The organism is Pseudomonas sp. REST10, assembly GCF_029542605.1.
Lineage (GTDB): Bacteria > Pseudomonadota > Gammaproteobacteria > Pseudomonadales > Pseudomonadaceae > Aquipseudomonas > Aquipseudomonas khazarica.
In genome coordinates this window covers 2,671,402-2,691,326 of record NZ_CP035677.1, presented here as the reverse complement: position 1 = coordinate 2,691,326, position 19,925 = coordinate 2,671,402, and the positions used below count along the sequence as shown (strand labels likewise).

Here is a 19,925-nt window from a genome sequence, read left to right as displayed (position 1 = left end):
CTTTCCGGAGACAACGCAATGGCAACAGAAGCCGGTGCATCCAGCGAGAGCACGACCGAGACCTTGACCCTGCTCGACCGCATCATCGCCGAGGGCCGCATGGCTCACGACGAGAGCCAGCAGGACTACGCCCGCGACATGCTCGCGGAGTTCGCTACCCAAGTCCTCGATGAAGGCATGTCCATCGACAAGGACACGGTGGCCATGATCAACGACCGCATCAGCCAGATCGACAAGCTGATCAGCGACCAGCTCAACGAGGTGCTGCACCACCCTGACCTGCAGAAGCTGGAAGCCTCCTGGCGTGGCCTGCACATGCTGGTGGATCAGACCGAAACCAGCACCCGCCTGAAGCTGCGCCTGCTAAACGTCACGCAGAAAGAGCTGCAGAACGATCTTGAAAAAGCGGTCGAATTCGACCAGAGCGCGCTCTTCAAGAAGATCTACGAAGAAGAATACGGCACGTTCGGCGGGCACCCCTTCAGCCTGCTGGTCGGCGACTACGCCTTCGGCCGCCACCCGCAGGACGTGGCCCTGCTGGAGAAGCTCTCCAATGTCGCCGCCGCGGCTCATGCGCCCTTCATCGCGGCTGCCAATCCCAAGCTGTTCGACATGAACAGCTTCACCGAGCTGGCCGTCCCGCGCGATCTCAGCAAGATCTTCGAGAGCCTGGAGCTGATCAAGTGGCGCAGTTTCCGCGAGAGCGAAGACTCGCGTTACGTCTCCCTGGTGCTGCCGAACTTCCTCCTGCGCCTGCCCTACGGCCCGGACACCAAGCCGGTGGAAGGCATTGGCTATGTCGAAGACGTCAACGGCACCGATCACTCCAAGTACCTCTGGGGCAACGCGGCCTGGCTGATGGCCGTACGCATCACCACGGCCTTCGCCAAGTACGGTTGGTGCGCGGCGATCCGGGGAGCCGAAGGGGGTGGCGCGGTAGAGGACCTGCCGGCTCATACGTTCCGCACCCTGTCTGGCGACCTGTCGCTGAAATGCCCGACCGAAGTGGCGATCACCGACCGCCGCGAGAAGGAACTCAACGACCTCGGGTTCATCACCCTGTGCCACAAGAAGAACACCGACATGGCCGTGTTCTTCGGCGGCCAGACCACCAACAAGGCCAAGGTCTACAACACCAACGAAGCCAATGCCAACGCGCGCATCTCGGCCATGCTGCCGTACGTGCTGGCGGCCTCGCGCTTCGCCCATTACCTCAAGGTGATCATGCGCGACAAGGTGGGCAGCTTCATGACCCGCGACAACGTGCAGACCTACCTCAACAACTGGATCGCGGACTACGTGCTGATCAACGACAACGCGCCTCAGGAAATCAAGGCCCAGTACCCGCTGCGCGAAGCACGCGTGGACGTCTCGGAAGTCGCCGGCAAGCCGGGCGTCTACCGCGCCACGGTATTCCTGCGCCCGCACTTCCAGTTGGAGGAGCTGACCGCCTCGATTCGCCTGGTAGCCAGCCTGCCGCCACCAGCCGCAGCTTGATCCTGACGCCCCGCCGGCACACCCGGCGGGGACGCACTCCACGCATGATCCACCCCGTTCCCAGACCCAGGAGTTATCCGCAATGGATGCCATCATTCTCGACCTCGGCGACGACATCAAAGGCGACAGCCTGCTCGAGGGCTACACCGACAAGATCGAACTGATGTCCTACAGCCACAACGTGGCGATGCAGGTCACCAACGACGTCAGCAACTCGGAACGTACCTCCGGCAAACCGCATATCGGTGAGTTCACCGTCACCAAATTCGTCGACACCTCCACGCCTTCGCTCAACGAATACTGCTGCGCCGGCAAGCCCATCACCAAGGCCACCATCACCATCGGCCGCAACGCCTCCGAAAGCGACGGCAAGCTGCTCTCCTTCATCGTCTACACCCTCGACAACGTCGTGCTTTCCAACGTCAGCGTCAGCGGCGGAGCCGGCGGCAAACCGGTGGAAACCCTGTCGATGAACTTCACCAAGATCAAGTGGGAACTCACCGCACAGAAGGACGATGGCACCAAGGAGGGCACCGCGGCCTCCACTTGGGATCTGGCGGCCAACAAGCTCGTCAAGTAAGCAGGCCGAGGCGTGCGTGCGCCCCTGTTCGAGCGTCTGTCCGCCGAGGCGGACGAGGCGCCGGCCTTCGACCGCGAGGCATTGGCCGAATCCGTTCGCCAGGAGTTGATGCGCTTGCTCAATACCCGGCGCCCGCAGCGCGTTGCAGGGCAACCACTGACGCTGCTCGATTACGGCATTGCCGATTGGGCAGGCCTGCAAGCCTTGCGCGCCGACGATCGCCGTCTGCTGTTGCGCGAGGTGCGTGCCGCCGTGCAGCACTTCGAGCCACGCTTGCAACTCAGCGACGTCGACGTCGAGCCCTCGCCTGGACAGCCTCAGCGATTGAGCATCCGGCTTGCCGGGCGTCTGCGTGAGGGGCAACACACCTGGCCGGCTACATTTCTGCTCGCGTCCGGCGACGAGGGGATAGAGGTACGCCATGAGTGACTCGATCGACGCTGAACTGCTCGATTATTACCAGCGCGAGCTGACGTGGTTGCGCCATGCCGGCGCTGGCTTCGCCCAGCGCCATCCCAAGGTGGCCCGGCGCCTGGAACTGGCGCCCGGAGAATGTCCTGATCCGCACGTCGAGCGCTTGCTGGAGGGGTTCGCCCTGTTGACCGCTCGCCTGCACCGCCGCCTCGATGATGACTACGCCGAATTCAGCGACGCCCTGCTGGAACAGCTCTACCCTTTGGCCCTGCGTCCCCTGCCCTCCTGCGCCATCGTGCAGTTCGAGCCCGATCCGACCCAGGGCAATCTTGCCGAGGGTTACAGCCTGCCACGCGATACCCCCCTGTTCGTCACCTCGCGCGATCAGGCCAGCGTGCACTGGCGCACCAGTGCACAGGTCGAGCTCTGGCCGCTGCGCATCAGTGAAGCCACGCTGCTCGATGGCGATGCGGCGGTGGCGTTCAGCGGCCACCCGCTGGCCCGCTCGGCCTTGCGCCTGACCCTGGAATGCCTCGGCGAGTTCGACTGGGCGCAATTGCCGGTGCGCAGCCTGCGCGTGCACCTGGCAGCGTCCCCGATGACCAACGCCATCCTCTACGACCTGCTCGCGGCGCACTGTCTCGGGCTATGGAGTGGCACATCCGGCAAGCCGTTGTGCCGCGTATCCGGCACTGCCACACCCGTGGGCTTCGCCGACGACCAGGCCTTGCTGCCTGATGAAGATGGCCAGCACCCTGGCTTGCGTTTGCTCGCCGAATACTTCGCCTTCCCCGACAAGTTCGCCTTCTTCGATCTGCCAGTGCTGCCACCGGCAGAAGGCGGCCAGGCGTGCCAACTGGTGATCGCCTTCGACCGTGCCCCGGCAGGCCGCCCTCACCTGCAAGCCAGTGAACTGCGCCTGGGCTGTACCCCGGCCATCAACCTGTTCCCGCGCACCTCCGAGCCCTTGCGCCCGGATGGCACTCGCAGCGAATACCGTCTGGTGGCCGACGCCCACCGCGAAAAAAGCGTGGAGATCCACAGCATTCGCAGCATGCGTGCCGCGACGCCCAGGGGCGTGCGCCGGGTACCAGCCTATTACGGGCATAACCATGGCGGTGAAGGCTTCTACTGGTACGCTCGCCGGGTACAGGGCCTGAATCCCGCGCAGCCTGGCAGCGATCTGCTGCTGAGCCTGGTGGACACGGCCTTCGACCCGCTGCAGGACGCCCCCGAGTACAGCCTCACCGCCGAACTGCTGTGCACCAGTCGGCACCTGGCCGAAAACCTGCCTGCCGGCACCCGCCTGGGATTCGAACGTCCCGGCCCCGTCGCGCAGGCCAGCCTGCTGAACACACCCACCGTGCAAAGCCTGCCACGGCTGTCCGGCCCTTCGCGTTGGCGCCTGGTTTCACAACTGAGCCTCAACCACCTCTCGCTGGTCGAGGGCCCCGAAGCCCTCGATGCACTGCGCGAGCTGTTGCATCTGCACAATCTGCGCGACGAAGCCGGGCCCCGGCGCCAGGTGGAAGGCCTGCTGGAGTTGACCTGCGAGCGGGTGGTGGCGCGGGTCGGTGACGATGCCTGGCGCGGCTGGCGCAATGGCCTGGAGGTACGCATCCGCCTGGATGCGGAGCATTTCGCCGGCAGCAGCGCCGTCCTGTTTTCCGCCGTGCTGGCGCAATTCCTGTCCCTCTACGCCACGCCCAATCGCTTCGTGCGTACGGTGCTGGTGGATCACGACAAGGAGGTACGGACATGGCAGCCCCAGGCCGGCAAGCCCCTGAACCTCTGAGCAAACGCCTGCGCGAGGTCCCACAGGACTTCGAGTTTCTCCAGGCCCTGCTGCTGCTGGAACGCGAGCAACCCGACGCTACGCCTCTCGGCCAGGGCAGCAGCCCCGAGCAGGAGGCGGTGCGCTTGCGCGGGCCATTGACGCCCACCTTCGCCCCCAGTCAGGTCGCGCGTCTGCAGGACGTACCCGGCCAACCGCCGATCCTGAGCACCGCCGTCTTTGGCCTCGGCGGCCCCGACGGCCCACTGCCTTATGCCTATCAGGAGTGGCTGCAACAGCGGGCGCGCCTCAAGGATCATGCTCCCGCGGACTTTCTCGACCTGTTCCACAATCGCCTGCTCGCCCAGCTCTACCGGGTGCTCGGCCGCCACCGTCTGGCGCTGGGCTTTCAGCACCCGCAACAGGCACCTGCACAACGACTGCTACTGGCTCTCAGCGGCCTGTTGCCACGCAGCCTGCAAAATCGCATGGCACTGCCGGATGCCGCCATAACCGCCCGCGCCGCGTCATTCAACGGCCCGCGCCGTTCTCTGGCTGGCTTCGCCGTATTGGTGCGTCAGCAGTTCGGCGTCGCCGTGGACTACGACGCGTACCAGGGGGCCTGGCGCAAGATTCCCCCGGCCAGCCGCAGCCGCCTGCAACGCGGAGGGCGCAACCTCGGCCTGGGGCGCGATGCAATCGCCGGAACCTGGGTGTGGGACGAGCACGCCGGCATTCGCCTCACCCTAGGGCCGCTCACAGCCGAGCAGGCACCGGCCTATCTGCCTGGCGGGGAACACCACATCCGCCTCGCGGATATGGCCAGCCTCTATCTCGGCCCGGATACCGAATGCCACCTGCGCCTGCTGGTACGCCCTGGCAATCCCTTGCGCCTGGACCGGCAGCAACCGCCGCGCCTGCGCTGGAGTAGCAACCTGCAGTGCGCCGGGGCGACCACCCTGCAGCGTATCGACACCCGCCTGCGGCACAAGGAGACGGCCTGATGGAACTCGCCGCGCTGATCGGTCGCCTCAACGCAGACAGCCGCCGTGCCCTGGAACGCGCCGCTCAGCGTTGCCTGCAGCGCACGCATCATTACGTGGAAATCGAGCACCTGCTGCTGGAACTACTGGACATAGAAGGCGGCGATCTCGCCTGGTTGCTGCCGCGCTTCGGTCTGGAGCGCGACAGCGTGGCCACCGAGATCAATCGCGCCCTGGAGCTGTTCAAGGCCGGCAGTACACGTACACCCGCTCTCTCCGGCCAGACCATCGGCCTGCTCGAAGACGCGGTGGTTCAGGCCAGCGTGACGGGGCAGCAGAGCATCCGCTCGGGTCTGCTGCTGCTTGCGCTGCTCGATCGCGACGAGCGCCGCAGCCTGCTGCTCAACAGCGCCGCCTCGCTGCTGCGCATCCCGCGTGAAGCCCTGCGCGCCAATCTGTTGGAGTGGACGCAGGCGTCCCGCGAGCACAGCGGCGGCGGCCCTGCAGGCAAAGCCCGTCCCGCCCCGGAAAGCGCTCAGGACAGCGTGCTCGACCAGTACACCCAGGACCTCACCGCCGACGCCCGCGCCGGGCGCATCGACCCCATCGTCGGGCGTGATGGCGAGATCCGCCAGAGCATCGACATCCTCCTGCGCCGCCGACAGAACAACCCGATCCTGGTCGGCGCCCCCGGTATCGGCAAGACCGCCGTGGTCGAAGGCCTGGCCCTGCGCATCGCTGCCGGCGACGTGCCGCCGCCCTTGCAGAACGTCATCCTGCGCGTGCTCGATCTCGGCCTGCTGCAGGCCGGTGCCGGGGTAAAGGGCGAGTTCGAGCAGCGCCTCAAGGGCGTGATCGACGCCGTGCGCGGCAGCGAACAGCCGATCATCCTGTTCATCGACGAGGCGCACACCCTGATCGGCGCCGGCGGCAGCGAGGGTGGCAGCGATGCCGCCAACCTGCTCAAGCCGGCCCTCGCGCGAGGTGAGCTGCGCACCCTGGCCGCCACCACCTGGCTGGAATACAAGAAGTACTTCGAGAAGGACCCGGCCCTGGCCCGCCGCTTCCAGCTGGTGCAGGTGGAGGAACCCGACGAGGCCACCGCCGTGGAGATGCTGCGCGGCGTCGCTGCCAAACTGGAGCAACATCACGGTGTCCAGGTGCTCGACAGCGCCATCCAGGACGCGGTCAAGCTCTCCCACCGCTACATCTCCGGTCGCCAGCTGCCGGACAAGGCCATCAGCGTGCTCGACACCGCCTGCGCCCGGGTCTCCCTCGGCCAGCACGACGTGCCGCCACCGCTGGAAAGCCTGCGCCATCGTGAGGTGGCGGTGAGCGAAGAACTGCAACGCCTGCGCCGCGAGCAGGCCACCGGCCTCGATCACCGCGAACGCATCACCACCCTGGAACAGGAGTCCGCCAGCAACCAGGCTGCCATCCGCGAGCTGGACACCCGCTGGGGCGAAGAGCGCGAAGCCGTGCGCGAACTGCTGGACGCCCGCCGCGAACTGCTGGCCCTGAGCGAAAGTGTCGATGCCAGCCAACCCGATGAAACCCTGGACGAGCGCATCGACCATCTCGCCGCCGAACTCACCCGCCTGGAGGCCGGCCTCGACGCCATCCGCCAGGACGACCCGCTGGTGCCCGAACAGGTGGATTCGCGCACCGTGGCCGCCGTGATCGCCGGCTGGACCGGCATCCCCATCGGCAAGATGCTCGCCGACGAAGCCTATGCCGTGCGAACCCTCGGCCAACGCCTGGGCCAGCGGGTCATGGGCCAGGACAGCGCCCTGGGCACCATCGCCCAGCGCATCCAGGCCTACCGCGCCGGCCTCACCGACCCGGCCAAGCCGGTGGGTGTGTTCCTGCTGGTCGGCCCCACCGGCGTCGGCAAGACCGAGACCGCCTATGCCCTGGCCGACGCCCTCTACGGCGGCGAACGCAACCTCATCAGCATCAACCTCTCCGAGTACCAGGAGGCCCACACCGTCAGCCAGCTCAAGGGCGCCCCGCCCGGCTACGTCGGCTACGGCACCGGTGGCGTGCTCACCGAAGCGGTGCGCCGCCGCCCCTACTCCGTGGTGCTGCTGGACGAAATCGAAAAAGCCCATCCCGACGTGCTGGAAGCCTTCTACAACGTCTTCGACAAGGGCGTGATGGAAGACGGTACCGGCCTGGTGGTGGACTTCAAGAACACTGTGATGCTCGCCACCAGCAACGTCGGCGCCGAACTGGTGCTTGACACCCCTACGCACCAGCTCGGCAGCGACGCCTTCAACGAACGCCTGCGCAAGGTGCTGCTACAGGCCTTCCGCCCCGCCTTCCTCGCCCGCATGACCGTGGTGCCCTACCGCCCGCTGCTTGAGGCCACGCTGGAAGGCATCGTCCTGGCCAAGCTGGAAAAACTGCGCGAACGCTACAAGGCTGCCACCGGTAAACAGTTCGACTTCGACCCCGCCATCGTCAAGGCCGTACTCGCCAAGTGCAGCGCGGCAGGCGCGCGGGATATCGAGAATGTGTTGATGGCGCAGGTGACGGGGAAGTTGGCGGAGTGGGTGTTGGAGTGAGTTCATCCGGACAAGCAGGATGAATGTTGGCGAATCGGACTATCTGTGAGGAAAAACAAATAAATGGCGACCTATTCATTCAAAGTTCAGCTCCCCCCCAGAAGGAGTGGTGGCACGCCTGACTGCGATAAGTGGACGTTCCATCATATTCTTCCTTGGAAGTACTTCTACTGTCTGTCGGCTATTCTGGGTTACTACTACTATGGAACAGTGGCTTCGTTCGTCAGAGGCCATCCAACGTTAAATACACCAGAGAATCGTGCTGGTTTGTTGGACACCGCTACGGTGTTCGCCCCAATTGTTGTCTGCAATACCAGTATCGTGCAATCCGAGGGTGTATCCATGATGTCTCTCGTGGAAATGGAGCGACTGATCAATGGCCTGGCCCGAACCGGCGGCAGCATTGTCGACAAGATTTCACAAAATGCTGTGAGGTTGCATGACCACTTTGTCGAATGTACCAGTCCGGTATTTGGTGGATTTCCAGGAATGGATGGCAACCAGAGGTCCGACGACCCCAAGTCCAGTATGGAGTTAACTAGGCCGTCCAACGGTGACGCTAGCTGGTGGAGCGCAGTGACCGACATCGGCAAGCTCTTGGAGCGTGCAAGCCTATTTGAGCGATCTTCGGAACGAGAAGGGTGTAAAGATCTCAAATCTTCAGTCTACGGCGACAGAGTCAAGTTCAAGCTAACCAATAATGACCTGGACAACATTCTGCTCGCAAACCTTAGAACAGTTGTTACGCCTCGTTTTAACTCTTCTGTATTGGCGTTCGATGAGAAGTCTTGGCTTTTTCACTACAATGGCTCGCAATGGTCATTCGTCATCGCCGATGACATTTATCACTATCCGTCCTACCGGCCGGATAAATCCGCCTTCAAGTTTTCGGTATCCACAACAAACACCCACACCAATAGAAGCAAGCACCTGCCGATGACAAGGTGCCCTGGTATTGATAACGAAAAAAACATACTTAGGCCTACGGTGGACGCCGCAAAACTCATAAAGTGAGTCGACCGGATATGCAATCATAGCCATGACAGGGCAGAACAATGAGAGTGCAGCTTCACTCGCACACTTGCCTGCCAACGTTCAAGCCCACCACAAAAGAGGACGGAGTTCATTAGAAAACACACGCACGCCTACCGAGGCTTAAACTCATGATAAGATATTTTCAGCGATTCAATGCAGGTGCCAATTATTTAAACCATACCACCCGCCGCCACTATCAAACCAAGAAAAATCTCATTGTCAGCCAGGAAAGAGGATCTAATGATTGCACCAGGGCCTCCATTGCCACGATTTTAAATCACACAAAAAATCAGGCATTTGCCGATATAGGCTTGGTCAACAAATACCTTTTGGAGCGGTGCGAGACTTATAGGCTAGATGGCATCGACGGGCTTCAGCCAGCCTTGGAATCAAAAGCAGCTTACGATCTATTCTTGCATTACAAATTATACGCAAGGAAATTGAGATACAATCATAATATGCTACTGGCATATAGCGCAGCTAGCGAATTGGAGGCCGCGCTTAAAGGCGGAATGATACTAGCAACCTGCCAACCTCCAGGAAATTCAGTATTGATCAGTCACTCAGTGGTCATTACTGATGTTTTCGTTGACCCGATAACGAAGCAAATTTCATACAATGTCTTTGACCCTTACCCAAGGCCAGATAGAGACTTATATGGCATCAGGAGACTAAGCAGTCATGATGTTGCCAAGGAAAAGCTGGCCGCAGATATATTTGTCTCCTCAAACTGATGCCGCTCCGTAAAATGGATCACAGCAATACAGATGGACTTGTTTTTGGCAAGCGAACCTGCTCGAAAAGGGGCGAAGTTATTTATTGGTACACTTACATTCAATTGCCAAAAATGAATTCGACACCTTTTCCTACGTGGGGAATTCCGTGGTGATGTACACCTACACTTATGGGGGCGAGAGCGAGATGGACATGTGGGTCAGCGACAACCAGGCCTCGACCCACGAGAAAGGCGGGAAGTTTAAATGATAGGCCGCTGACTGATACCCCCTTGTCCCCCCGCCAAAGCGAATACCGACTCTCAAAGGAATGACTCATGTTTTTCTACTGTGTGGAGCCGCAACATCAGAATATTGGCACCGACTACTACGACTGGACGTTCACCATCCGACAGGGACTCGGCCATCACGTGATCTTTCCCCATGTGGACTCGTGCCTGGGTGTCATCTGCCAATTGCCGGGCAACCGTATCTTCGCCGGCCATATCAATGGCTTTTACCAGAACGACTATTCCGCCAACTCTCACCAGAATGCGTTCCAGAACCTGATTCAGCAATTGAACGGTGCTGTGGCTACCCGCGCTGCAATCTTCGGCAACATAGGCGACGGCGCCATGGAAATGGGTTGGCTGGATCACATTGCCTTTCCCTGGGCGAATCGCGTCGAATTCTTGTCCCTGAGCTGTGCCCAAGGTGTGGATGTCATGTTTGATGTCGACGGAGGGAACCTGACCGTGATGCGCTACCAGGCCAATCGAGACTATCGGCAGCGCCCCCAGCAACAGGTCGTGGCCAACACGAATCTCTATACGATCGTCGGACGAACCGTGATTAACTGCTGAGTGGCCTCAAGATGCCCCGCCCCACCGACACCAATACCAGCCTCTCCCTCAGCGCCTCGGCCCTGACGGATCTTTACCCCCAGACGCTTTCCGGGGAAGAGGCGTTGAACGCCCTGGGCAGCCTGACGCTCAATGGCGACAGCGCCACCGCGCTGACCTTGAGCAGTGCCGTGGCCACGCATATCACCGCTACCCTGCACAACGACGCCAACCAGCGCCCCCTCGATGCCTTGGTCGCGGAGATCCGCCAGCTCCCCGCCGATGCCACGGCCGACCGCTATCAGGTAGTGCTACGTCCCTGGCTCTGGTGGCTGACGCTGGCCAGCCATAACCGGGTGTTCCAGAACCTCGCCACCAGCGACATCGTTACCACCATTTTCAAGGCCCATGGCTTTACCGACTTCAAACTGTCGCTCTCCGGCAGCTACGAGCCGCGCGAGTATTGCGTGCAGTACGGGGAGACGGATTTCGCCTTCGTTTCGCGGCTGTTGGAGGAAGAAGGCATCTTCTGGTTCTTCACCCACGAGGCCGGCAAGCACACCCTGGTGCTGGGCGACAGCAGCGATGCCTTCGTGCAGATTCCCAATGGGCCGAAGGTGCCCTATCTGGGCCAGGGCATGGGCCAGCGTGAGCTGCATGGCATCCGCTCGGCGCAGTACAGCGTGCAGGCGGTGAGCGGGGTGTACAGCGCCACGGACTATGCCTTCACCACCCCCACCACCTCGCTCTACAGCAATGCCGAGGCGGTAGCCGGGCCGCTGTCGATGTACGAGCATCCGGGCGGCTATATCGCCAAGGCGCGCGGCGATGCCCTGACCAAGCAGCGCGTGGACGGGCTGCGCAGCCAGGAAAAGCGCCTGATCGGCGAGAGCGACTGCCGCTGGCTGGTGCCCGGCCACTGGTTCACCCTCACCGGGCATGACGACGCCAGCCTCAATATCGACTGGGTGGTCACCGCCGTCACCCATGACGCCAGCCACGAGCACTACCGCAACCGCTTCGAGGCCATCCCCAAGGCCACTGCCTACCGCCCGCCCCGGCTCACGCCCAAGCCGCGCATGCACACCCAGACCGCGCAGGTGGTGGGCAAATCCGGCGAGGAAATCTGGACCGACCAGTACGGCCGCATCAAGATCCAGTTCCCCTGGGACCGCGACGGCAAGAACGACGAAACCTCGTCCTGCTGGGTGCGCGTGGTGCTGCCCTGGAGCGGCAAAGGCTTCGGCATGCAGTTCATCCCGCGCATCGGCCAGGAGGTGATCGTCACCTTCATCGACGGCGACCCGGATCGCCCGCTGGTCACCGGCTGCGTCTACAACGGCGACAACACCCTGCCCTACGCCCTGCCGGACAACCAGACCCAGTCCGGCATCAAGACCAACTCCTCCAAGGGCGGCGGCGGCTTCAACGAACTGCGCTTCGAAGACAAGAAGGACGCCGAGGAAGTCTTCCTCCAGGCGCAAAAGGACATGAAGGTCAACGTGCTCAACGACAGCACCGCCACCATCGGCCACGACGAAACCCTCACGGTGCAGAACGCCCGCACCCGCACGGTGAAGGAAGGCGACGAGAGCATCACCCTGGAGAAGGGCAAGCGTACGGTGACCATCCAGACCGGCAGCGACAGCCTCGACGTGAAGGACAGCCGCACCGTGAGCGTCGGCGCCGACCAGACCCACAGCACCGGCGGCAACTACAGCCACAAGGTGAGTGGCAACTACGAGCTGACCGTGGACGGCAACCTCACCATCAAGGTGACCGGCACCCTTACCTTGCAGAGCAGCGGCGACTTCACCGCCAAGAGCGACAAGAACCTCACCACCCAGGCCGGCATGGCGCTCACCGACAAGGCCGGTACCTCGCTCACCAACCAGGCGGGTACCTCCCTGGACAACAAGGCCGGCACCACCCTGACCAACGACGCCGGCGTCAGCCTCACCAACAAGGCCGCCGCGGAACAGACCGTGGATGGCGGCGGCATGCTGACCATCAAGGGCGGCATGGTGAAGGTCAACTGAGGCGCCCATGGCTAATAACGGCAACCTCGACCTCACCCGTGGCGACAGCCGCCTGCAGGGCAAGCTGCAGGCCGGCGCCCTCGATGGCCCGGTATCCATCCAGGAAGCCGGCCGCCCGCAGGCCCGGCTCGGCTATGCCAACGGCGTGCTGCACGGTCCCAGCGTCCTCTACCACCCCAACGGCCAGGTATCGGCACACCTGCCCTACGCCGACGGGCGCCTGCATGGTGTGGCTCAGTACTTTGCCGCCGAAGGCTGGCTGCAGCGCAAGGTCGCCTACCGCCAGGGCCTGATGCATGGCGAAGCCAGCAGCTACTACCCGGACGGCAGCCTGGCCGAGCTGGAGCTGTACCGCGATGGCGTGCGTGACGGCCTCTATCAGCGCTTCCACGGCAACGGCCAGGTGTCACACCGCAGCCGCTACCTCAACGGCAAGCCACTGGACGATGGCCAGGGCTTCGCCGAAGACGGCCGCCCACTGGACGCCGAGGGAAAACCCATCTCACGGCTGCGCTGGTGGTGGAGACGATGGAACGAATCGGCCGAGGCCTAGCAGATTATTGAAAAGCGCAGGCGCGGCAGCCAGCGCAAATACCGATGGCGGCCCCACAAGAACAGGTGAAGAGCTCACGAGCTGCAAACGAGCATTTTGAGCCTGTTCTTGACGCTGCAATGGCATCGCAGGTCGTCTTCCAGCGGCCTGTCAGGGAATCAGCATCTGCACCTGGCCCGGCACTACTACCTTGATCACCCCCGCCCAGGTGCACATCAACGTGCAGTTGGAATCCAGTGAGGGCATATTGCCCAGCAGCATGGTCGGCGCACCGGGAATCCAGGGCGAGGCTGTGGCGGGAATGCAAGGCATGGGCGTCAACACCCCCAATGCCGCCGCAGTGGCCGCCGCCACTGTCGGGTTGGCCATGCTCATGCACATGCCGAAGGGCATGATATTCACCAGCGGGATGTAATCCATGATATTCGCCGCCGGCATGCCCCCTGTCAGCGTGCGGTTCGTCGGCAATACGTTCAATGCGCTCGGCGCGGCGCCAAAGCTGCATTGCAACGTCGCACCACTGCATACCTGCGGACAACCCATCACCTTCTCCAAACCGCGCCCTGATGGAGGGGAAGCTTAGTAGAAAGTCGTTGAGTGGTGCTTTCGGCGAGCGACACTTCATGGCACGAGCGGAAGGCTCATCACGGCCTCGAGCCCTTCAGCGGAATTGCGCAACTTCAACTCACCGTTGAACCTGGCAACGATCGCCTCGACAATCGCCAGGCCAAGCCCCGTTCCACCTGCGCGGCCCTGATGCCAGAAGCGCCGTGTCACATCATTCAGTTGCAGCTCAGGAATTCCCCCGCCTTTGTCCTGCACGCAGAAAAGAACCATCGAACCTTCGACAGAGACTGAAAGCCCGACCTCGGTGCCGGGTGCGGTATGCCGTAGCGCATTGTCGATGAGATTGCGCAGCGCAGCCGTTGCAAGCGCTGACGGCACCGCGAGTGGATAGCGGTCTGCATCCTGGTGGAGCTTGATCTTCACGATATTGCTCCGTTCGGAGTCCTCCAGCGCCTGCATGATGATTTCGGACGGGAACGCCTGAACGCCATCGTCGAACGACAAGCGCCCCTCCACTCTGGCAAGCAGGAGAAGCTGTTCCAGAATGCAGTGCAAGCGGTCGGCGCCTTTTTCCGCCTTGCCGAGCGCGACTCGGGAGACGTCCCCATCCGTTAACCGTGCGACCTGGATATGGGTCTTTATGGCCGTGAGCGGGCTACGCAGTTCATGCGCGGCATCTCCGGTGAATCGGCGCTCTCTCTCTATCGCGCGTGAGAGTCGAAGCAGCAATTCATTCTGCGATGCAGCAAGCGGACGCAGCTCCACGGGAAGCTCGTCGACGTTGAGTGGATCCAGGTGTTCTGCATTCCTTGAAAGGAGCGCTCTGGACATCCTTGCGAGGGGTCCCAGCCCCTTACCCACGCAGATCCAGAGAACGACAAGGCCGCCAATCAGCGCAACGAGAACAGGCACTGCTGCAGCCTCCAGAATGGCGTACTTCAGGCGTGCGCGTTGTTCGATTCGATCTGCCGTGCTGATTCTCACGCCATCGGCCTCCAGCGTGAAGGTTCGCCACTCGACGCCATCTGCAACCTGGGTGTGATATCCCTCGCCCATGCGCCCTATTCGCTCGCTTGGCGAGTTGTGACTCCTCACGAGAATCTCGCCTTTCAGGGACGACACCTGGCAGGCCATACCTGCCGTCAGGTTGACATCCTCGTCAGGCAAAAGGCCCGACGACCTCATTCCATCGTCCACAGCTGACAGTGATGACGCGCCAAGCATGCTCACGACTAGCTTTGCAGAGGCGGCCAGTCGTTCATCCAGCGTTCTGTCGATGTTCTTCTGCAAGTCGCTGAACATCCACGCCGCTGACACCAGCCAGAGAACGAGAAAACTGCCCCCGAGGCGGTACATCAAGCCACGCCGAATACTCACGACTCGCGCTCCCCGAGATGGCCGAGTCGGTAGCCGATGCCCCGTACCGTCTGAACAATGCTCGCGCCCAGTTTCTTGCGCAGGTTGTGAATATGGACATTGAGTGCATTGCTCTCCACGTCAACGGAAAAGCCATATACCGCATCCTTGAGTGCGTCGACGCTGACGATCCCTTTGGTATTCAGAAGCGCACAAAGCACCGCCTGCTCTTTCTTCGACAGGTCGACGGGATCGCCACTCACGAGAAACTCGCGGGTGGACGGATTGACTGAAAGTTCGCCATGCTGGATCACGTTGCTACTGCGCCCCAGAAAACGTCGATGCAGGGTGTGCAACCGGGCCACCAACTCACGGAGGTCGAAGGGTTTGAGCAAATAGTCATCCGCGCCCGACTGCAAGCCAGCGACCCGATCGTTGATCGAGTCTCTTGCCGTCAGCACCAGCACCGGTATGTGGAAGTTGCGACTTCTCAACCGCCGCAACAGCATGAGCCCGTCCTGGTCAGGCAACCCCAGGTCCAGAATCAACAGATCGAACTCTGCAGCCGCTAATGCAGACTCGGTAGCGGATGCGGTGGTGACATGACTGACAGTGAAACCTTGAACGGACAGGCCGGCAGACACGCCTTCGGCGATAAGACTGTCGTCTTCGGTTAACAGTATGCGCATGATCCCTTCCCCCCGTTGTCACGGCGAAGCATACATTGCCAACATTAAGATCGAATTAAGATTTCGAGCGTTATCTCGCCGTTTATTGTCAATGTCTTAATCGTGGATTAACTCGCTGGCGCGATGATGATTCCACCCTGAATCAACATGGACATTACCAATGAAACTCCTCTTCCTCGCTGCAATGTCGGCACTGTTGTCTGCCTGTGCGACCCAGATACCGTCGGCCAATGACTCCACGGCAATCATCACGTTTCAGAACAGCGCCGGTGATCTTCTGATGGCAAACAAAGTCAATGGCGTCAGCGTCGACAATGGACGCTACTTCAGTGTTTCACCAGGAAACAACAAACTGGAGGTATTGATTACATCGGGAACGGGGCAAGAAAGCAGTTACGCTATGTTCGCAACTCTCGAGTATTCTGATTTTGCTGCGGACAATACATACGAAATGAGGATAATGGACAAAGGCTTCCAAAAGAGCCTGCAACTGATCGACCGTACCGGTTCGCTATTGAGTGAACGCGCGCTGTAAGAAATAGCGGCATCGTTTTAGACATTGACCGCCATAAGGCGGTCAATGTGTCTCTTGCATTCATACCCGGCAAAAACGCTGCGTAATACTGCCACGCAGCGACGCGTCAAGAACCGCTCAAGTCGGCAATACACCGCGCTGACGTGACAGCGTCAGCGCCAGGTCCTCGATCATGTCTTCCTGTCCACCGACGGTGCCACGCTTACCCAGCTCGACCAGCAGCTCACGGGCCTGGATGCCGTACTTCTGCTCGGCGCGCTTGGCAAACAGCAGGAAGGAGCTGTAGACGCCCGCGTAACCCAGTGTCAGCGCATCGCGGTCGACACGGATCGGCTGGTCCATCATCGGCACCACCAGGTCCTCGGCCACGTCCATGATCCGGTACAGGTCGATGCCGCTGTTGACGCCCATGCGCTCGAGTACCGCAACGAAAACTTCCAGCGGTGTGTTGCCGGCGCCAGCACCGAGCCCGGCCACTGACCCATCGATGCGCCCTGCCCCGGCTTCGATGGCGGCCAGTGAGTTGGCAATAGCCATGCCCATGTTGTGGTGGCCGTGAAAACCGATCTCCACGTCGGCATCCAGGCCGGCACGCAGCACCGAGATCTTCTCCGTCACTTCATCCGGCAGCATGTAGCCGGCCGAGTCGGTGCAGTAGATGCAGTTGGCACCGTAACCCTGCATCAGCCTGGCCTGCTCGAGCAGTTTTCCCGCGCTGAGCATGTGCGCCATCATCAGGAAACCGACGGTATCCAGGCCCATGCTGGCGGCCATGCAGATATGCTGCTCGGACACATCAGCCTCGGTACAGTGGGTGGCGACGCGGATGGTGGAAACGCCACAGCCGTGCGCCATCTTCAGGTGGTCGACGGTGCCGATACCCGGCAGCAACAGCGCCGAAACCCTGGCTTGCCTGAGCTTGGGAATCACCGCGTCGAAATACTGCTCGTCACTGTGTGCCGGGAAACCGTAGTTCAGCGAGCTGCCGCCCAGGCCGTCGCCGTGAGTGATTTCGATCAGCGGCACGCCCGCAGCATCCAGGCCGGTGGCCACCGCCACCATCTGTTCCAGGCTGATCTGGTGGCGCTTGGCATGCATGCCGTCACGCAGGCTCATGTCGTGCAGGCGCACGCTCTTACCTTGCAGGTTCATGTCGTTTCTCCACTCAGCGGGCTGGCAATTGCAGGGCGCCCCTATGGGCTTCTTCAGCGAACATCTCGGCGGTGCGCAGGCCTGCAGCTGTCATGATGTCCAGGTTGCCGGCGGACCTCGGCAGGAAGTCGCCGAGCCCTTCCACCTCGACGAAGATCGACACCTTGCGGCCGTCGAACACCGGCCCGTTGATCAGCTTGTAGCCAGGCACGTAGCGTTGCACTTCCCTGACCATGTGCAGCACCGAGGAACGTATCTCGGCCTGGTTCGGCTCGGACTCCGTCAGGCAGTGGATGGTGTCGCGCATCATCAGCGGCGGCTCGGCCGGGTTGATGACGATGATCGCCTTGCCGCGTTGTGCTCCGCCGATCTTCTCCACCGCGCCAGCCGTGGTGCGGGTGAACTCGTCGATGTTCTGCCGGGTGCCAGGGCCAACCGAACGCGATGAAACCGTCGCGACGATTTCACCGTACGTCACCGTTTGTACGCGTGAGACCGCCGCAACCATGGGGATGGTGGCCTGGCCGCCGCAGGTGACCATGTTGACGTTCATCGCCAGACTCTCGGCGTGCTGCTTGAGGCTGACCGGGGGCACGCAATAAGGGCCGATGGCCGCCGGGGTGAGGTCGATCATGATCACCCCGAGCTCATTGAGTTTGCGGCTGTTCTCCGCGTGCACGTAGGCCGAGGTGGCGTCGAAGGCGATGCGGATGTCGTCGTCCAGGACGTGTGGCAGCAGGCCATCGACACCTTCGGCAGTGGTCTTGATGCCGAATTCGGCGGCGCGCTTGAGGCCCTCCGAAGTGGGATCGACGCCGACCATCCATACCGGTTCGATCCATTCCGAGCGACGCATCTTGATCAGCAGGTCCGTGCCGATGTTGCCGGGGCCGATGATGGCCGCCCTGAGTTTCTTGCTCATGGGAGCTCCTATGCGCAAAAGGACACCTGGGCACTGCCCAGGCCATCGATGGTCAGTTCGAAACGGTCGCCGACATGCGCCGGCTCCAGTGGAACCAGGGACCCGGAGAGAATGATTTCGCCGGCCTTGAAGGGAATGCCGAAGCCACCCAGGGTGTTGGCCAGCCAGGCCACCGCTGTCAGCGGGTTGCCCTGTACCGCCGAACCCAGACCCTCGCTGATCAAGCTACCGTTCTTGAACACGCGCATGCGCAGATTGGGCAGATCCAACTGGCGTGGGTCGACCTGCTCGGTACCGAGCACGAATACGCCGCAGGAGGCGTTGTCGGCGACCGTATCCTGGATGCGGATGTTCCAGTTCTGGATACGCGAGTCGACGATCTCGAAGCAGGCCATCACGCATTCGGTGGCCTCCAGCACATCCTGCTCGGTGACACCTGGGCCAATCAGGTCGCGCTTGAGCTTGAAGGCGATCTCGCCTTCGGCGCGCGGCTGGATCAGGCGGCTATCGCGCAGGGAAATCACCTCGCCGTTGGCGAACCACATGTCCTGCGTGAGAAAACCGAAATCGGGCTGGTGCACGCCGAGCATTTGCTGCACCACATCTGAGGTGACACCGATCTTCTTGCCAACGATGGCCTGGCCGTCGGCGACACGTCGTTCCACGAGGCGTCGCGAGATATGGTAGGCGTCCTCGATGGAAATGGCCGGCCAGCGCCTGGTCAGCGGCGTCAGGGTGTATCCCTCGCGACGCGCGTGATAGAGCGCCTCGGCGTGCAGGTCGCGCAGTTGCTCGTTCATGTGCGGCCCTCCGCAATGAAGGCCAGGCATTCGCGGTTGAACAGCTCGGCGTATTCGACCATGGCCCAGTGCCCGCACTCGCTGAGCAGCACGAAGCGGATACGACTGCAGGCATGCATCATGGTCTGTGCGCCGGCTACCGGGCAGAACTTGTCGTTCATGCCCCAGAAGCCGAGGATCGGGCACTGCAGCTCACCCAGGCGTGCGCTCATGTTCGGTACCTGCATGGTCGACAGCACGCACAGCGGCTGCTGATTGACCACGGCCACACGCTCTTCGACCGTTTCGGCACTGAGCAGGTTGGCGTCGAACAGCTGCAGGCCGAGCAGTTTGCGCATGCCGTCGGCGTCCTTCAGCTGGCCGGCGGCAAAGGCCGCGCCCATCTTCTGGATGCCTTCCATCTGCAGGTAGTACTGTTCCTTTTCCATCAGCCCACCGGGGGCCATCAACACCAGTCGACTGACGCGCTGCGGCTCGTCCAGGGCCAGCTTGAGGGCGATGGCACCGCCCAGGGAGTTGCCGACCAGCACGCAGCGCTCGATGTCGAGCTGGTCGAGCAGGCCGCTCAGGGCGGCAACGAAGAAATCCAGGGTGTATTGAGTCTCGGGCTTGTCCGAAGCACCGTACCCGGGCAGGTCGGGCACGATCACGCGGTAGCCGGCTGCGGCGAGCTGTGGGTAGTTCTGCTTGAAGTTGCTATGCCCGCTGGCACCCGGCCCGCTGCCGTGGATGAATACCACCGGCTGCCCTGCTCCCTGCTCCAGGTAATGCAGGCGCAGGCCATCCTGCAGAGTGATGTACTGTCCATTCGACGCGACCATCGGCGACTTCCTCGGCTCGTGGTAGTGCCGGGATTATTTCGATGCTGCGGCGCAGCAACATCGTCCGAGAGGACTACTCGGCATGA

The 19,925-nt window shown here is 61.9% G+C and carries 19 protein-coding genes; 12 read left to right on the top strand and 7 right to left on the bottom strand.

The window, feature by feature from the left end:
- The first annotated feature begins 18 nt into the window (after positions 1-18).
- The 11 genes from tssC to EWH21_RS12660 all read left to right on the top strand — a co-directional run bounded on the left by tssC (position 19) and on the right by EWH21_RS12660 (position 12,997).
- Positions 19-1,497 (top strand): type VI secretion system contractile sheath large subunit, encoded by a 1,479-nt coding sequence (gene tssC, locus EWH21_RS12710; RefSeq protein WP_037056768.1) that lies wholly within the window; start codon positions 19-21, stop codon positions 1,495-1,497.
- Positions 1,498-1,579: 82 nt separating this feature from the next.
- A complete protein-coding gene (locus EWH21_RS12705) occupies positions 1,580-2,077 on the top strand; it encodes an Hcp family type VI secretion system effector (protein ID WP_037056770.1) in 498 nt (165 codons plus the stop codon).
- Between the two features lie 12 nt (positions 2,078-2,089).
- Positions 2,090-2,506 carry a type VI secretion system baseplate subunit TssE gene (gene tssE, locus EWH21_RS12700; protein ID WP_277698472.1) on the top strand — a complete coding sequence of 139 codons (417 nt, stop codon included), beginning with the start codon at positions 2,090-2,092 and terminating at the stop codon, positions 2,504-2,506.
- Entirely contained in the window at positions 2,499-4,286 is a 1,788-nt protein-coding gene (tssF, locus tag EWH21_RS12695; RefSeq protein ID WP_277698471.1) for a type VI secretion system baseplate subunit TssF, read from the top strand. Before tssE ends, tssF begins: the two co-directional genes overlap by 8 nt.
- Positions 4,250-5,269, top strand: a complete 1,020-nt coding sequence (tssG, locus tag EWH21_RS12690) for a type VI secretion system baseplate subunit TssG (protein WP_277698470.1) — start codon at positions 4,250-4,252, stop codon at positions 5,267-5,269. The genes tssF and tssG overlap by 37 nt, the downstream gene beginning before the upstream one ends.
- A complete protein-coding gene (gene tssH / locus EWH21_RS12685) occupies positions 5,269-7,815 on the top strand; it encodes a type VI secretion system ATPase TssH (RefSeq protein WP_277698469.1) in 2,547 nt (848 codons plus the stop codon). The genes tssG and tssH overlap by 1 nt, the downstream gene beginning before the upstream one ends.
- A 63-nt stretch (positions 7,816-7,878) precedes the next feature.
- A complete protein-coding gene (locus EWH21_RS12680) occupies positions 7,879-8,829 on the top strand; it encodes a hypothetical protein (protein WP_206596673.1) in 951 nt (316 codons plus the stop codon).
- A 149-nt stretch (positions 8,830-8,978) separates the two neighbouring features.
- Positions 8,979-9,584, top strand: coding sequence for a hypothetical protein (locus tag EWH21_RS12675; RefSeq protein WP_277698468.1), 606 nt, complete (start codon positions 8,979-8,981; stop codon positions 9,582-9,584).
- Between the two features lie 317 nt (positions 9,585-9,901).
- Positions 9,902-10,426 carry a hypothetical protein gene (locus tag EWH21_RS12670; RefSeq protein WP_277698467.1) on the top strand — a complete coding sequence of 175 codons (525 nt, stop codon included), beginning with the start codon at positions 9,902-9,904 and terminating at the stop codon, positions 10,424-10,426.
- 11 nt (positions 10,427-10,437) lie between these two features.
- Positions 10,438-12,444: a type VI secretion system tip protein VgrG gene (gene tssI / locus EWH21_RS12665; RefSeq protein ID WP_277698466.1), complete on the top strand. Its 2,007-nt coding sequence runs from the start codon at positions 10,438-10,440 to the stop codon at positions 12,442-12,444.
- 7 nt (positions 12,445-12,451) lie between these two features.
- Positions 12,452-12,997, top strand: coding sequence for a toxin-antitoxin system YwqK family antitoxin (locus EWH21_RS12660; RefSeq protein WP_277698465.1), 546 nt, complete (start codon positions 12,452-12,454; stop codon positions 12,995-12,997).
- 150 nt (positions 12,998-13,147) lie between these two features.
- On the opposite strand, the gene EWH21_RS12655 is transcribed toward EWH21_RS12660, so the two are convergent.
- The 3 genes from EWH21_RS12655 to EWH21_RS12645 form a co-directional block, all read right to left on the bottom strand.
- On the bottom strand, positions 13,148-13,540 hold the full coding sequence (locus EWH21_RS12655; protein WP_081876531.1) for a DUF4280 domain-containing protein: 393 nt from the start codon (positions 13,538-13,540) through the stop codon (positions 13,148-13,150).
- Between the two features lie 78 nt (positions 13,541-13,618).
- On the bottom strand, positions 13,619-14,941 hold the full coding sequence (locus EWH21_RS12650) for an ATP-binding protein (RefSeq protein ID WP_206596592.1): 1,323 nt from the start codon (positions 14,939-14,941) through the stop codon (positions 13,619-13,621).
- Positions 14,938-15,609: a response regulator gene (locus EWH21_RS12645; protein WP_152488704.1), complete on the bottom strand. Its 672-nt coding sequence runs from the start codon at positions 15,607-15,609 to the stop codon at positions 14,938-14,940. The genes EWH21_RS12650 and EWH21_RS12645 overlap by 4 nt, the downstream gene beginning before the upstream one ends.
- Positions 15,610-15,769: 160 nt before the next feature.
- Here EWH21_RS12645 and EWH21_RS12640 point away from each other — a divergent pair, with 160 nt between their 5' ends.
- Positions 15,770-16,144 carry a hypothetical protein gene (locus EWH21_RS12640; protein WP_277698464.1) on the top strand — a complete coding sequence of 125 codons (375 nt, stop codon included), beginning with the start codon at positions 15,770-15,772 and terminating at the stop codon, positions 16,142-16,144.
- A gap of 117 nt (positions 16,145-16,261) precedes the next feature.
- Here the strand turns inward: EWH21_RS12640 and dmpG are convergent, their stop codons facing one another.
- Genes dmpG through EWH21_RS12620 form a run of 4 tightly spaced genes read right to left on the bottom strand, consistent with a single transcriptional unit; the run spans position 16,262 to position 19,839 of the window.
- Positions 16,262-17,296, bottom strand: coding sequence for a 4-hydroxy-2-oxovalerate aldolase (dmpG, locus tag EWH21_RS12635; protein ID WP_277698463.1), 1,035 nt, complete (start codon positions 17,294-17,296; stop codon positions 16,262-16,264).
- 13 nt (positions 17,297-17,309) lie between these two features.
- Complete coding sequence (locus tag EWH21_RS12630; RefSeq protein ID WP_277698462.1) at positions 17,310-18,218, bottom strand: acetaldehyde dehydrogenase (acetylating); 909 nt, start codon at positions 18,216-18,218, stop codon at positions 17,310-17,312.
- A gap of 8 nt (positions 18,219-18,226) precedes the next feature.
- Positions 18,227-19,018: a fumarylacetoacetate hydrolase family protein gene (locus EWH21_RS12625; protein ID WP_152488701.1), complete on the bottom strand. Its 792-nt coding sequence runs from the start codon at positions 19,016-19,018 to the stop codon at positions 18,227-18,229.
- Complete coding sequence (locus EWH21_RS12620; protein ID WP_277698461.1) at positions 19,015-19,839, bottom strand: alpha/beta fold hydrolase; 825 nt, start codon at positions 19,837-19,839, stop codon at positions 19,015-19,017. Before EWH21_RS12620 ends, EWH21_RS12625 begins: the two co-directional genes overlap by 4 nt.
- Positions 19,840-19,925 lie beyond the last annotated feature (86 nt).